Source organism: Oscillatoria sp. CS-180, assembly GCF_028330965.1.
Taxonomy (GTDB): Bacteria; Cyanobacteriota; Cyanobacteriia; order Phormidesmidales; family Phormidesmidaceae; genus Halomicronema.
In genome coordinates this window covers 123,383-136,766 of sequence record NZ_JAQMUB010000032.1, presented here as the reverse complement: position 1 = coordinate 136,766, position 13,384 = coordinate 123,383, and the positions used below count along the sequence as shown (strand labels likewise).

General features: G+C 49.4%; 14 protein-coding genes. 3 read left to right on the top strand and 11 right to left on the bottom strand.

Features of this window, described 5'->3' with window-relative positions:
* Nucleotides 1-110 precede the first annotated feature (110 nt).
* From PN498_RS07570 to PN498_RS07560, 3 genes are all read left to right on the top strand, one after another.
* Nucleotides 111-1,556 carry a circularly permuted type 2 ATP-grasp protein gene (locus PN498_RS07570; protein WP_272062114.1) on the top strand — a complete coding sequence of 482 codons (1,446 nt, stop codon included), beginning with the start codon at nt 111-113 and terminating at the stop codon, nt 1,554-1,556.
* Nucleotides 1,550-2,506: an alpha-E domain-containing protein gene (locus PN498_RS07565; RefSeq protein ID WP_272062113.1), complete on the top strand. Its 957-nt coding sequence runs from the start codon at nt 1,550-1,552 to the stop codon at nt 2,504-2,506. The genes PN498_RS07570 and PN498_RS07565 overlap by 7 nt, the downstream gene beginning before the upstream one ends.
* A gap of 136 nt (nt 2,507-2,642) precedes the next feature.
* Complete coding sequence (locus tag PN498_RS07560; protein WP_272062112.1) at nt 2,643-3,503, top strand: transglutaminase family protein; 861 nt, start codon at nt 2,643-2,645, stop codon at nt 3,501-3,503.
* A 157-nt stretch (nt 3,504-3,660) separates the two neighbouring features.
* Here PN498_RS07560 and PN498_RS07555 read toward each other — a convergent pair whose 3' ends face one another.
* The 11 genes from PN498_RS07555 to PN498_RS07505 form a co-directional block, all read right to left on the bottom strand.
* Nucleotides 3,661-4,440 carry a TrkA C-terminal domain-containing protein gene (locus tag PN498_RS07555; protein WP_272062111.1) on the bottom strand — a complete coding sequence of 260 codons (780 nt, stop codon included), beginning with the start codon at nt 4,438-4,440 and terminating at the stop codon, nt 3,661-3,663.
* 214 nt (nt 4,441-4,654) lie between these two features.
* Nucleotides 4,655-5,137, bottom strand: coding sequence for an Hsp20/alpha crystallin family protein (locus PN498_RS07550; protein ID WP_272062110.1), 483 nt, complete (start codon nt 5,135-5,137; stop codon nt 4,655-4,657).
* Between the two features lie 456 nt (nt 5,138-5,593).
* On the bottom strand, nt 5,594-6,541 hold the full coding sequence (locus PN498_RS07545; protein WP_272062109.1) for a F0F1 ATP synthase subunit gamma: 948 nt from the start codon (nt 6,539-6,541) through the stop codon (nt 5,594-5,596).
* 74 nt (nt 6,542-6,615) lie between these two features.
* Complete coding sequence (gene atpA, locus PN498_RS07540) at nt 6,616-8,133, bottom strand: F0F1 ATP synthase subunit alpha (protein ID WP_272062108.1); 1,518 nt, start codon at nt 8,131-8,133, stop codon at nt 6,616-6,618.
* Between the two features lie 74 nt (nt 8,134-8,207).
* The gene (atpH, locus tag PN498_RS07535) at nt 8,208-8,762 is read right to left on the bottom strand and encodes an ATP synthase F1 subunit delta (protein WP_272062107.1); all 555 of its coding nucleotides are present in this window, start codon (nt 8,760-8,762) and stop codon (nt 8,208-8,210) included.
* Between the two features lie 3 nt (nt 8,763-8,765).
* Nucleotides 8,766-9,284: a F0F1 ATP synthase subunit B gene (locus tag PN498_RS07530; protein WP_272062106.1), complete on the bottom strand. Its 519-nt coding sequence runs from the start codon at nt 9,282-9,284 to the stop codon at nt 8,766-8,768.
* Between the two features lie 178 nt (nt 9,285-9,462).
* Nucleotides 9,463-9,939, bottom strand: a complete 477-nt coding sequence (locus PN498_RS07525) for a F0F1 ATP synthase subunit B' (RefSeq protein ID WP_272062105.1) — start codon at nt 9,937-9,939, stop codon at nt 9,463-9,465.
* A 116-nt stretch (nt 9,940-10,055) separates the two neighbouring features.
* Nucleotides 10,056-10,301, bottom strand: a complete 246-nt coding sequence (atpE, locus tag PN498_RS07520) for an ATP synthase F0 subunit C (RefSeq protein WP_272062104.1) — start codon at nt 10,299-10,301, stop codon at nt 10,056-10,058.
* 154 nt (nt 10,302-10,455) lie between these two features.
* Nucleotides 10,456-11,187 (bottom strand): F0F1 ATP synthase subunit A, encoded by a 732-nt coding sequence (gene atpB, locus PN498_RS07515; RefSeq protein ID WP_334312230.1) that lies wholly within the window; start codon nt 11,185-11,187, stop codon nt 10,456-10,458.
* A 96-nt stretch (nt 11,188-11,283) separates the two neighbouring features.
* Nucleotides 11,284-11,712 (bottom strand): ATP synthase subunit I, encoded by a 429-nt coding sequence (locus tag PN498_RS07510; RefSeq protein WP_272062102.1) that lies wholly within the window; start codon nt 11,710-11,712, stop codon nt 11,284-11,286.
* Between the two features lie 200 nt (nt 11,713-11,912).
* A complete protein-coding gene (locus PN498_RS07505) occupies nt 11,913-13,103 on the bottom strand; it encodes a class I SAM-dependent methyltransferase (RefSeq protein WP_272062101.1) in 1,191 nt (396 codons plus the stop codon).
* Nucleotides 13,104-13,384: the final 281 nt, after the last annotated feature.

Genomic DNA, 13,384 nt, shown 5'->3' with positions numbered 1-13,384 from the left:
GAACTTCTCTGACTGAAATAAACCTGTAACTTCCCAATAGAGTATGGAGTTTTACAGTTTGCAGGTCCAACAAACAAGTATGTGTGGTTCGGTCGGCATGGAGAGTGCATATGACCTGCTTGGAGACCTATGATCCTGGCGATTTCTTCGATGAGATGTTTACTGCTAAGGGCACCCCGCGTCCAGAGGCAGCAGCACTGATTGAGCGGATACAAGCTCTACCCATCGAAGAATTATTGAGGCGACAGTCAGCCGCTCAAAACATGCTGTTCAAGCTCGGGGTAACGTTTAACGTCTATAGCGATAATCAGGGAACCGAGCGAATATTTCCTTTCGACGTGATTCCTCGCTTTGTTGCCCACAAAGAATGGGAGTATCTAGAGCGGGGTTTGAAGCAGCGCATCGAAGCTCTGAACTGTTTTATTCACGATATCTACAATCAGCAAAAAATACTGAAGGACAAGGTGGTGCCTCGGGAGGCGATCGAGTCGGCACCTGGATTTCTGCAATCCTGTATGGGCCTGCAACCGCCTCAAGGTATCTGGTGCCACATTACAGGCACGGATCTTGTGAAAGACCGAGACGGCAACTGGTACGTTTTGGAGGACAATCTGCGGTGTCCGTCAGGGGTCTCCTACGTACTTGAAAATCGTCGGGTAATGAAAAGCTCATTTCCGAAATTCTTTGAAGCCTTGGATATTCAACCTGTCGATGATTACGCGAGTCAACTTCTCGAAGCTCTGCTGAATCTAGCTCCTGATAATTTAAGTGACCCCTGCGTCGTCGTGCTAACACCCGGAATTTACAACTCGGCTTACTTTGAGCACTCCTTTTTAGCTCAACAGATGGGGGCTGAGCTGGTGGAAGGACGCGATTTGGTGGTAGCGGATGGCTACTTGCAGATGCGAACCACAAAGGGGCTTCGGCAAGTGGACGTAATCTACCGTCGAATCGATGACGATTTCCTAGATCCAAAGGCATTTCGACCCGATTCGATGCTGGGCATACCGGGGCTGATGGAGGTTTATCGAAATGGGCGCGTGGCGATCGCCAATGCCCCAGGCACAGGCGTTGCCGACGACAAGATGATTTATGCCTACGTTCCTGAGATGATTAGCTACTATCTGGGAGAAGAGCAACTGCTGTCCAACGTACCCACGTATCTTTGCGAAGATCCCAAACAGCGCGATCATGTCTTAACGCACCTCGATCAACTGGTGGTGAAAGCCACCAATGCATCTGGCGGTTACGGAATGCTGATGGGCTGCCATGCTACTCAACAGGAACGCAGTACGTTTGCTGAGAAAATCAAAGCCAATCCACGTAACTACATTGCTCAACCCGTCTTGAGTCTGTCGCGGGTACCAACGCTCATCGAGGGGCAGTTTGAGGGCTGCCACGTTGACTTGCGGCCTTTCATCCTCAACGGGCAAGACATTTACGTTAACCCTGGCGGACTCACACGGGTGGCCCTGAGACGAGGTTCTCTGGTCGTAAATTCATCGCAGGGCGGGGGCAGCAAAGATACCTGGGTTGTGAAGGAGGGCGTATGTTAAGCCGAGTCGCAGATTCTATTTATTGGCTCAATCGCTACGTTGAAAGGGCTGAAAATGTAGCCCGTTTCGTAGAGGTCAATCTGAACTTATTGCTGGATACCCCGGTAAGTGGCTTTACTCAACAGTGGGAGCCTCTGGTTGTGACAACGGGCGATAAGGCTCTGTTTCACGAACGTTATGGCGATGCCAATGCCCAGAACGTCCTACAGTTTTTGACGTTTGATAGCGAATATTCCAACTCAGTTCTCTCTTGTGTCAAATCAGCGAGAGAAAATGCTCGGGCAGTGCGTGAGACGATCTCCTCAGAGATGTGGGAGCAGGTGAACTCGTTTTACCTGTGGGTCAAGGAAGCGGCTCAGACTGAAACGACGGAGGAGCAATTCTATCGCTTTTACCCTGAAGTTAAATTGGCTAGTCATCTGTTTGCTGGGGTCATGGATGCGACGATGGCCCATAACGAAGGCTGGCACTTTGGACAGTTAGGACGTCTACTGGAACGAGCCGACAAGACAGCCCGCATCCTAGATGTGAAGTACTACATTCTTCTGCCTTCAGTCACCGATGTGGGCAGTCCGCTGGATGAACTTCAATGGATGGCTCTGCTTAAGTCCGCCAGCGCCTATGAAATGTACCGCAAACGCCAGCATCGCATCACACCTGAGAGCATCACCAAATTTCTAATTTTTGATCAAGAGTTTCCTCGATCTATTCAGTTTTGCCTCATCCAGGCGGAGCGATCGCTCCATCAGATTACAGGAACAACCGTGGGCAGTTGGTGCAACAGCAGCGAACGTAAATTGGGCCGTCTGCGCTCAGAACTGGAATACATGACTATAGAGGAGGTCTTTGAAATAGGGCTGCATGAGTTCTTAGATCAGTTTCAGACCCGGCTAAACATTGTGGGTGAGCACATCTACGAAGATTTCGTAGCGGTTCCTTTAGCCTCTTAAGGAGATTTCTGAAAATAAAAATATGTGGTGCATTACGCTACGCTCATGACATCTCAATTCTCCCCTGGAGATCCCTTGAGACCCCGACAACGGGTTCGGAAAGCCTTAATTTATCCCTCTGCCTGCTAAACCTACTGTGCGCTATCAAATTTCTCATACTACAACCTATCGCTATGACCATCCGGTCCAACTTGGCGCACATACAGTAAGGCTCCGCCCTCGTAGTGATGGCAGTCAAATGCTTCGACAGTTTTCAATTAACGTTCAACCACAGCCTGATAAGCTCTCAGACGTGCTGGATCTGGATGGCAATGCTTGCTTAAAACTATGGTTTCCAAAACAGTCTATATCGGAACTCAGCATTTACACTGAAGCAACAGTTGAAACCTTTCGGACCAATCCCTTTAATTATTTGAGTGAGCCTTGGGCGATCGCTGCTCCCATAGACTATCCCAGTTCCATCGCGGCTTACCTGACACCCTATCTACAGCCAGCGCTTTCAACGGTCTTGAGTCCCCAGGTGGTGACGTTTGCCCAAACCCTGCTTTCAAAAGTTGAGGGCAACGTCAGCTTTTTTCTCTCTCAGCTGACGCAGAATATTTACGACGAGTTCGACTATCTCCATCGTCCGAAGGGCACGCCACAACCTGCCCACGTTACCCTGATACAGAAATCGGGATCCTGTCGAGATTTTGCCGTGCTGTTCATGGCAGCCTGTCAAGCGGTGGGGTTGGCGGCCCGCTTTGTCAGTGGCTATCAGGAAGGGGACACGGATCAAGAAAGCCGAGAGCTACACGCTTGGCCGGAGGTCTATATTCCTGGAGGAGGCTGGCGTGGATTTGATCCAACGCATGGTCTAGCCGTGAGCGATCGCCACATTGCCCTTGCAGCAGCAGCTCATCCAGCGGCAGCTGCCCCCGTATCAGGGCATATTAAATCCGAGCAGTGCAGTCAGTCCACCTTGAGCTACACCATTCGGATCTCGCCATTAGCTTAGATTCCTAAATAGAACCAAAAACCAACACCAGTATACGACGGCAAAAATAGGCTCACCATTCAAAACTTTGGGAAAGCTGATCCACCTTAGTTTTGTAGAGCTTTGCTCTTCTCGCAGAGTATTCTGAATTTTGCATTTTGAATTCTGTGTAGCGGTACTAGTGACTAACCTTTGTAACCGTATCTTGCAAAGTTTCGCGATTAATGACCGCCTGATGCTCAGCGATCGCTTCTCGATGGCTCTGCTCACCGGATAGTCCTTCTAAACGGGTTTCTAACTCTAAAAGGGGTTTGTCCCGTCCATAGAGAATAAGCACATCTCCTGGTACAACCTTCGTTTTGCCCTGAGGCGCACCAATATAAGTTCCGGTACTACGTTGAATTCCTAACACTATTACCCCTTCAGCTTGCAGTCGTAGTTCACACAATTGTTTATCTGCCAGCCAACTATCTATCTCGATTTTGAGTTCAGACACCGTATACTCGTCGGTAAGTCGTAGTAGACTCGCATAGTCGTGCACATCTAAGCGAGTCCACCGATGCAATGCCCATTTAACAAACTGTGTTAGGTAGCGATTGAGACCTCGGTCAGTTGCAATGACCCAAAGGATCAAAAGGCCCAGACCTAAAGTAGCTAATCTCAAAGTCGTTTGCTGAGATGTTGTTGTGGAAATGAACGTCAAAACCAGCGAAGAGACAACAGTAACAATACCAGCGTTTCCCAGCAGCATTAACCACATAATGATCTGCCGACGTACGGGATGAGATGTTGCCTGCTCTGATTCCTGCGTCGTAAACCCGGCACCCGTGAAGGCGGAGCGAGCTTGAAACTGAGCCGCTTGCCGAGATAGCCCAGTCATGACCATCGCTTCGGTGGCAATGCGCGTAATCAAAAGTGATAGGGTTACAGTGACAAGTACAGAAATGAGAGCCGCCAAAAAACCTAGCCTCCAAGTATAGCTAAAGGCAGAAGGATAAGGATATAGCTAGAGAAATGTACTCACTCCTCATCGGGAGTGTATTTAGGATTCTCGACTGTTCTAGCTATGTGGGTTATTGAGATTCTTAGGACTTAGAGCCAGGGTTCAAAGGCATTTTATTTGACCCGGTCCACCCAATATTCATCAACCCTGGCCCAAGTACTCAGCCTGCTTAGGACTGAGGTTCATTATCAGAATTGGAACCAGCCAAACTGACCTTAACAGCCTTGTTAGAGTTGTCCTCCATCTTGGATAACTCTAGTTTGAGAATGCCGTCTTTATAATCGGCTTGAACAGTGCTGTTATCAACTGGAACCGGGAAAGGAATTGTCCGGCTAAAGCTGCCGTAGCGAAATTCTGACCGCTTCTGACCGTTCTTCTCTGAAGTAGACTCGGTTTTGCGCTCTCCACTGACAACAACTGCCTCTTTCATAACTCGGATGTCCAAATCCTCTGCACTCATTCCAGGCACTTCCAGCCTAAGTTGAATCTTGCTATCACTCTCTTCCATCTCGGCTGGGGGCAGAAAACCCATTGTACGACGAGAGCCTGCCTCCTGCCCCTCGCCATTCATCGCCAAGTCATCAAACAGACGATTCATCTCACGCTGAATTGCCATGACCTCTCGAAACGGGTCCCAACGAACAATTGCCATAATTCACCTCTTCTAGAATTTCTCCAAGCTTTGAACATGGCTGACGCTAGCGCAACTGTTCCGTTGATTGTTCAAAGTGACACCATAGCAACAGCTTGATCTGTTTGGGTGCTGCGCTAACGTTAGCAATCGCAAAGCCCACGGAAGCGATAAATGACTTCCGATAGTATTTTGTCAATCGCGATACTCAACTAAAATCTACCCAGGGTCATAAACGTCTTCTTGCAAAAGAATGACCTATCAAGAGTTCCAGACGATTATTCGCAACCATAGCTTCAGCCATCCAGGCTTGTGCATCAAGCAATATTTGAATGCTCAGTGCATCAATAGATAACCCGCCGTCTTGTCCTAACGGAACTGACAACTATATGGTCAATAAACTGTGCTCCTAAAAGTACTCCCAATTCAGCAATGCTGAATTGGGAGTACTTTCGAAATAAGCGTTAGCGCAGAGGGTTAGCTGAGGGCTTCCGCACCACCCACGATTTCCAAGATTTCTTGAGTAATCGCAGCCTGTCGCGCTTTGTTGTAGTCCAGCGTTAGGGACTTCACGAGCTGACTAGCATTGTCGCTGGCGTTGTTCATAGCAGTCATACGAGCAGCCAGCTCGCTAGCAGCAGCTTCTTGCAGAGCGCGTAAGATCTGGTTGCTAAAATACAGCGGCAACAGCGCCTCCAGAATTTGCACCGGATCTTGCTCGAACAGCATGTCCTTCGGCAGAGACCGATCTTCGAAGGAGACTTTCTCACGGGCAACGTCAATTTGCCCCGAACGAGTGATTAGCCGGAAGATTTCGTCATCTTGAGCCTCTAATCCTTGCGGATCGAGAGGTAGCAGGGTTTGCACGACGGGGCGTGAACTGACCAAAGACACAAACTTGGTGTAAACCAATTCAACCCGATCCACAGTGCCGGACAAGAACAAAGACAACAGCTGATCGGCAATCTGTGAAGCTTCCTCCGCCGTAGGAATCTGCTCTAGTTCAGTGAAGGTTTTGTCAATGGGCTGTTCGCGACGGCTGAAATATTGAACTGCTTTGCGACCGACAAGAACATAGGTGTAATTGATGTTCGTCGCCGTTAGTTCTTTCGAGCGATTCTCAGCTCGACGAATCACATTCGTGTTGTAACCACCGCAAAGACCGCGATCGCCCGAAATAACCAGCAGTGCAACGTTCTCGACCTCACGCTTTTGCAGCAGCGGTAGATCAACATCTTCAAACTGAAGTCGCGTTTGTAAGCCGTGCAGGACTTGAGCCAGACGGTCGGCAAAGGGCCTGGTTGCAATGACTTGCTCCTGTGCCCGACGCACCTTAGCGGTTGCGACCAACCGCATCGCTTCCGTGATTTTCCGTGTATTTTTGACTGTCTTAATGCGATCGCGAATTGCTTTGAGGTTAGCCATATGTCTCTTTTCCCAACCAATAATGGCTTCAGGTAGTCAGTCCATTGCAGACTACCTGAAGCCTTAAACCGGAGTTAAGCCGCCGCCATAAACGCCTGCTTAGTCTCTTGGATAGACTCCTTGAGAATTCCAATCAGCTCATCGGTGAGCTTCTTCTCAGACTGAACGATTTCTGCATAGCGAGGCTTGCTGGTTCTCAAGTATTCGCGCAGCTGCTTAGCATAATCCACAATGCCATCAACGGGAATGTCATCTAAGTAGCCGTTCGTGCCAGCGTAGATAATCGCAATCTGATCCTCAACCGGCAGTGGTGAGTTTTGAGGCTGCTTCAGCAATTCCCGCAGGCGCGCGCCGCGAGCTAGCTGGTCTTGAGTAGCCTTATCCAAGTCAGATGCAAACTGGGCAAAGGCTTGCAGCTCAGCAAACTGAGCTAGCTCCAGCTTGAGCTTACCTGCAACCTTCTTCATCGCCTTGATCTGAGCCGCACCGCCCACCCGGGAGACGGAGATACCCGCATTGATGGCAGGGCGCAAACCAGAGTTGAACAAGTCGGAGGACAGGAAGATTTGACCGTCAGTAATTGAAATAACGTTGGTAGGAATATAAGCCGAGACATCACCCGCTTGGGTTTCAATGATCGGCAGTGCTGTCATACTGCCGCCACCCAATTCATCGCTGAGCTTTGCTGCCCGCTCTAACAAGCGGGAGTGCAAGTAAAATACGTCTCCGGGATACGCTTCACGACCCGGTGGACGACGCAGCAGCAAGGACATTTGACGATAGGCCTGAGCCTGCTTGGACAAGTCATCGTACACCACCAAGGTGTGCTTGCCCTTGAACATGAAGTACTCGGCTAGGGTCGCGCCCGTATAGGGAGCCAGATATTGCAGCGGTGCTGGGTCACTGGCGTTGGCCGCAACGACGATGGTGTAGTCCATAGCGCCGCGCTCTTCTAAAACATTCACAACTTGGGCAACGGAAGCGGCTTTTTGCCCAATCGCTACGTAAACACAAATTACGTCTTGGCCCTTCTGGTTAAGGATGGTGTCGATCGCAACGGCAGTTTTGCCCGTCTGGCGATCGCCAATAATCAACTCACGCTGACCCCGACCAATCGGAATCATGGCGTCAATGGCCGTAATGCCCGTTTGCATAGGCTCACAAACCGACTTACGAGCGATGATTCCAGGCGCTGTGGATTCAGTCAAACGGCTTTCAGAGGTTTGAATTTCGCCCTTACCATCAATAGGGCGAGCTAATGCATCTACAACCCGGCCCACCATAGCATCGCCAACCGGAATGGAGTTAATCTTACCGGTAGCCGTAACTGGACTACCCTCCTGAATGCCGTAGCCAGAGCCCATCAACACGGCACCGACGTTATCTTCCTCTAAGTTCAGGACGATCCCGACTGTGCCGTCCTGAAACTCAAGCAGTTCCCCAGCCATCGCCTTTTCCAAGCCATAGATACGGGCAATTCCGTCACCTACCTGGAGAACGGTACCCACATTGGACACTTGGACAGACTGGTCATATTGCTCAATCTGCTGCTTGATAATGCTACTAATTTCGTCAGGTCTGATGCTTACCATTGGAATTGCTCTATTGAACTTAAGTGGACGATCAAAAACTCAAACCCAGCAGTTAACACTGTCAGGCGGAAGAACTAAGTCGCAGAACTCAACTGCATACTTAGACGTCGAAGCTGACCCCGCAGGCTAGCATCAACAATCTGAGAACCTACCTTGATGATGACACCCCCCAACAGCTCAGGATCTAAGTTCACCTCTAGCTCGACCTGCTCTGCCCCGGCCATAGCAGTGACCTTCTGACGAATCCTATCTTTCTGTTCATCTGAGAGTTCAATCGCGGAGGTCACCTCCGCTAAGACAGTCTTTCTAAGCTGGCGCAGCAGATCTTGATACTGCTTCAAGATAGGTTCAAGAAAGCCAATGCGGCCCTTGTCAACTAAAAGCTTCATGAAGTTAGCAAACAGAGGATGCAATTCACCTGAAATCTGATCTAGGACCCCCTTCTTAGCCCCTTCTTCCATGAGCGGGTTAGCTAAAAACTGCTGGAGTTCAGCAGATTCGTTGAGGAGATCTAAAACAGCTTTAGAATCTTCTCCAAACTTATCCTCTAGCTGCTGATCCTTTGCCAAAGACATCAGAGCCTGAGCATAGGGGTCAGCAATTTCCATGGATACAATGGTTCCGCTCATGACCTAGTCCTCCAGCAGGGCGATGCTTTTATCTACCAGCGAGTTTTGTACTTCTGGTGTTAGGCGAGAAGGCAATTCATTCTCAGCGCGCTCCATTGCCAACTGTGCAATGCGCTGTCTTAGCTCACGCATAACACGCTCTTGCTGAAAGGAAACATCCTGATCAGCTGCTGCTCGCATCCGCTCAATGTCAGTCTTAGACTGAGCCAGTATATCCTCACGGGCCTTAGAGGCATTCTGCTTAGCCGTCTGCACAATTTCTTGGGCTTTGGACTGAGCCTGAGCCAAATTCTTGTTTTGTTCGTCCAATGCCTTCGTCGCCTCACGCTGACGACGCTCAGCATCTTGAATAGCCTCTTCAATGGAGGCACGGCGGCTGGATAAAGTGTTTCCCAAAAACTTGCTGCCGAAGTAAAACAGCACACCCCAAATGATCACAAGGTTGATCAGATTGGTTTCCAGGATGTCGAAATTAAATCCATAGCCACCTTCTTCGGTTGCTAGCAGCCAAAGACTTATCATGGCGGTTTTTCCTAACAATCAATGCAATAGAACGTAAACACCCTGTTCAAGGGCTGTCATCAACTAAACCAAGAATCCAGAGGCGGCTTCAAGGCTGTAGCTCCCAGACATGAAGCACCTTAGATAGACACAGTTGATTCTGAGTCTTCCTGCAACAGGGTCTTAGCCTGGGACAGGGTCAAGCGAAACTGAGGAGCTTGTCCAGCATCTGTCGAGTCAGGTCCTCAACCTGGCCTTCCAAAGCCTGAAAAGCTGACTCCTTCTGAGCCTCAATTTCCTTCTGGGCCTGCTCCTTTTGAGCCTGTGCTTCCTGTTGGGCCTCGGCAAGCTGCTGGCTAGCAATCTGCTGTGCCTCAGCCTGAGCATCAGAAATAATGGCTTGAGCCTGTTTACGAGACTCAGCCAAATCTTGCTCATACTGCGTGGCTAACTTTTCTGCTTGGGCTAGGCGCTCCTTGGCCTCTGTCACATTAGAGCGAACATACCCGTCTCTTTCATCGATGGCTTTACCCAAGGGTTTATAAAAAACCGCATTGAGGACAGCAGCCAAAATCAAAAACTGAATTGCCATCAAGGGCAAAGTTGCATCAATGTCAAACAAACCGCCTGACTCTTCAGCAGCTGCCTCAACAGCTAAAAGCAACGTCCAATTCATCGCACCAAGCCCACAGTTTCATTCGAAGGGGTCTACATCAGATTTAAATCATCAGATTCAAATCAAGAGAAGTCTCGATTGAGAAAGCGTGCCCTCTCAATCGAGAAGCGTCAGATTTATGCAAAGGGGTTTGCAAACAAAAGAACCAAAGCAACTACGAGACCATAGATGGTCAACGCTTCCATGAACGCTAGAGACAGCAGGAGGGTACCGCGAATCTTGCCCTCAGCTTCGGGCTGACGAGCAATCCCCTCTACTGCCTGACCAGCAGCATTTCCTTGACCAATACCAGGGCCAATAGATGCCAGGCCTACAGCCAGTGCAGCAGCAACGACAGATGCAACAGCAACAATCGGATCCATGTCTTTACCTCAAGAGTTGACAATCTACTAACAGCTACAGATTTGAACTCGCCAATTGGCTTGCTCTTATTAAATGGTCCAGGGGACCGCCTCGTTGATGGCGCGCTCTAATAACCCGCGCATCAACCCAGGTATCATCTGGGTAGTCTGTAAACTACCCATGCTCTTCCTCACCGTGGCCCTCGATCGCTTCTCCAATATAGACAGCAGCCAGAGTTGCAAAGATAAGCGCTTGAATTGCACTGGTAAACAAGCCCAAAATCATGACTGGTAGAGGCACGAACAAGGGCACCAGCAGCACTAGGACTGCAACAACCAGCTCATCCGCCAAAATGTTTCCGAAAAGTCGGAAGCTTAGGGACAAGGGCTTGGTGAAATCTTCCAAAATATTGATGGGGAGAAGAATGGGAGTTGGCTCAATATATCGAGCAAAGTAACCCAGTCCACGCCGACTTAAACCCGCGTAAAAATAGGCTAGAGACGTCAGCAACGCCAAGGCAACGGTCGTGTTGATATCGTTGGTGGGAGCCGCCAACTCACTGCCTGGAATCTTAATTAGCTTCCAGGGCAACAAGGCACCTGACCAGTTTGAGACAAAGATGAACAGAAACAGTGTGCCGACAAAGGGAACCCAGGGACAATATTCCTTTTCTCCAATTTGTCCCTTAGCGAGATCGCGGATAAATTCCAGCGCATACTCCATGAAGTTCTGCAATCCCGACGGGATGCGCTCAATCTTGCGTGTAGCAAGAACTGAGACCAGAACCAGCAGTGCAATCACAAACCAGGACGTTAGAAAAACCTGACCGTGAATCTTGAGACCTGCTATTTCCCAATAAAAATGCTGGCCTACTTCTAGCTCAGCCAACAACATTGAAATCGGCATAATGTCTATCATCTCTAGCTAATCTTAAGGTTTGCACAAAAACCTGCCGAAAAAACAGTGTTAAACTCTCATAACCCAAAGATTTACGGTCATAGGCTATTCACCCGTAGGAATAGCGGTCCATATGGTGTAACCAATGAGAGCTGCTTTATAGGTCAAAAATCCTAGAAAAACAGGCATAATTTCCAGCTGATTCCACTGACTCGCGAGCAGTATCATTGCAGCTACCAGAGCCAATCGACCGCTTGAAACGCCGCCAGCTCCCTGCCCAATCTTTTCCACGTTTTTTGACAACATCCTCAAGTAAACCACACCTACGCACGCACCTATGAGGTAATTCAAGGCGATATGCGACGAGTAGGCTAACCAAGTACTCACAAAGATAAATGCTGAAAACACGAGGGTGGTCGTCAGCAGTCGCCTTTGGAGGCGATAAAAACCCTCCATAGCGTCTTCGGAAGAAGACGGTGAAGGTGCTTCGGCTCCTGTTAAATCTGATAGTTCAGAACTTGAGGGAGTTTCCACTCAGCCTATCCGGTCAATCGTTGAAGGTTATGCCTGGAGCTACTTTTACAAGCAGCTGCCCAGACCACCGCCGATCATATCACGGTAACAATCTTTAATTATTTGAATAGGTAATTAATCCTCAAAAATGTGCGGAATTTAGCTGCATCCTCTAAATTGTCTGGGTTAACGATAATGATTGGGCTGAGAGAGAACGCTGCTCACGATCGCGGCAATAACAGCACCAACTGTCTTTGCTGGAGCGATCGCACCCCTGCCAAATCCAGATCCGTTCCCACTAGACAGTCCTCTACTGTTGCCGTCACTAAGGCCGAGTCACAGTGTTTCAGAAAGGCAAATTCAGCTTCGGTCAGCTCCACGATTTGGTAGTCCGCGTCGAAAATGGATCGACTCGGCCAGCCTTGCAGACAAGGCTGACGTTCTGGATGAGCGACTTTTAGGGTTTCATCGTCTGACCAGTCGGCTTGCGGCAGGGGTGGTTTTGCGAGGAAAAATTCAAAGTGCGTGATTTCAGGATCCAGAAGTTCGATCAAGCGGTAGCGATCGCGTTCCGATAGTGTTTGAGCGCGAGTCATTAGGGTCGAGTCATTGCCCAACAAACGAGACAAATCCCAGTGGCGAGGATTGGAAAAGCCGAGAAAAGTTAACCCCGAGGCATCAATAAACTCAAACAGCGTATCGACTGTATAGTCCACTTCCTGGGGATGCACGTACATATCGGCAAAATTAGCATCCCGTTGATTCTCCATCGACCACCGGGTCTGTTCTCGCTGCCTCAGCCGATTGTCCTCAGGGAGTGTCTTGAAGAGTTGGCGACCAACGGCAACGCCATCTTCATAATCACCACGACGGTCCCCCTGTAGAAGAGCGATCGCCTTTTGCGTCAGGCTAATTTCCCAACGCCCCAAAGCCGCATAGACAAAAATGTGAAAAATGCCTCCCGGAGCTAAAACCGATGCCAGAGCCTGCAACCCTTTAATCGGATCCGGCAGGTGATGTAGGACACCCACGCAGTTGATCCAGTCGAATTGCTGATTCAGCGTAGCGGCCTCGTAAAGGCTTAGGGTTTGGAACATGACGTTCTTAGCCCCAGACCGCTGACAGCGTTCGCGAGCTGTAGCAATAGCGCGATCGCTAATATCAATGCCTGTAATCAACACCTGCGGATTGAGATGGGCAATATATTCGCTGCCCACACCGGTGCCACAGCCAGCATCGAGCACTCGAACGGCCTGCTTCTGGGGCATCTGTCCTGTGCAAAAGGCATAAGATGCTGACCAGTGCCAACGCCAGTTGTAACCGGGTGGCGGCTCATCCAGTAAGGGTTCAGGTGGAAAAGGGTAAGTGTTATAGAGGCTAGCAACAGCTTGACTGATAGAGTCGGCAGACATGGGCGTGGAATGGGTGAGGGGTGGATGGGTAGAGATTAATACTTCCTCATACTCATCGATGAGAAAACAGAGAACGTTACAGAGCTTTACATCTTTCTCATGTTCGTCCCTAGTCCCTTGTAGGATGTCGTGTGGAGAGGGTGATGAGGTTATTACACAGTTTTTAACATTAATCAGCTTCTAACCCGAATCGTTTTAATCTTGAAGTCTAGAATGATCGTCCTTATTGGACGTTGGGCTTTTAATTTCTGTACTGCTAGATACTCCAGCTTGGGACGGTA

What these genes read in the sequence shown, in the direction of transcription:
- PN498_RS07570 (WP_272062114.1), top strand. Translation starts at nt 111, where the DNA reads ATGACCTGCTTGGAGACCTATGATCCTGGCGATTTCTTCGATGAGATG.
- PN498_RS07565 (WP_272062113.1), top strand. Translation starts at nt 1,550, where the DNA reads ATGTTAAGCCGAGTCGCAGATTCTATTTATTGGCTCAATCGCTACGTT.
- PN498_RS07550 (WP_272062110.1), bottom strand. Translation starts at nt 5,137, where the DNA reads ATGGCAATTGTTCGTTGGGACCCGTTTCGAGAGGTCATGGCAATTCAG.
- PN498_RS07545 (WP_272062109.1), bottom strand. Translation starts at nt 6,541, where the DNA reads ATGGCTAACCTCAAAGCAATTCGCGATCGCATTAAGACAGTCAAAAAT.
- atpA (WP_272062108.1), bottom strand. Translation starts at nt 8,133, where the DNA reads ATGGTAAGCATCAGACCTGACGAAATTAGTAGCATTATCAAGCAGCAG.
- atpH (WP_272062107.1), bottom strand. Translation starts at nt 8,762, where the DNA reads ATGAGCGGAACCATTGTATCCATGGAAATTGCTGACCCCTATGCTCAG.
- PN498_RS07530 (WP_272062106.1), bottom strand. Translation starts at nt 9,284, where the DNA reads ATGATAAGTCTTTGGCTGCTAGCAACCGAAGAAGGTGGCTATGGATTT.
- PN498_RS07525 (WP_272062105.1), bottom strand. Translation starts at nt 9,939, where the DNA reads ATGAATTGGACGTTGCTTTTAGCTGTTGAGGCAGCTGCTGAAGAGTCA.
- atpE (WP_272062104.1), bottom strand. Translation starts at nt 10,301, where the DNA reads ATGGATCCGATTGTTGCTGTTGCATCTGTCGTTGCTGCTGCACTGGCT.
- atpB (WP_334312230.1), bottom strand. Translation starts at nt 11,187, where the DNA reads ATGCCGATTTCAATGTTGTTGGCTGAGCTAGAAGTAGGCCAGCATTTT.
- PN498_RS07505 (WP_272062101.1), bottom strand. Translation starts at nt 13,103, where the DNA reads ATGTCTGCCGACTCTATCAGTCAAGCTGTTGCTAGCCTCTATAACACT.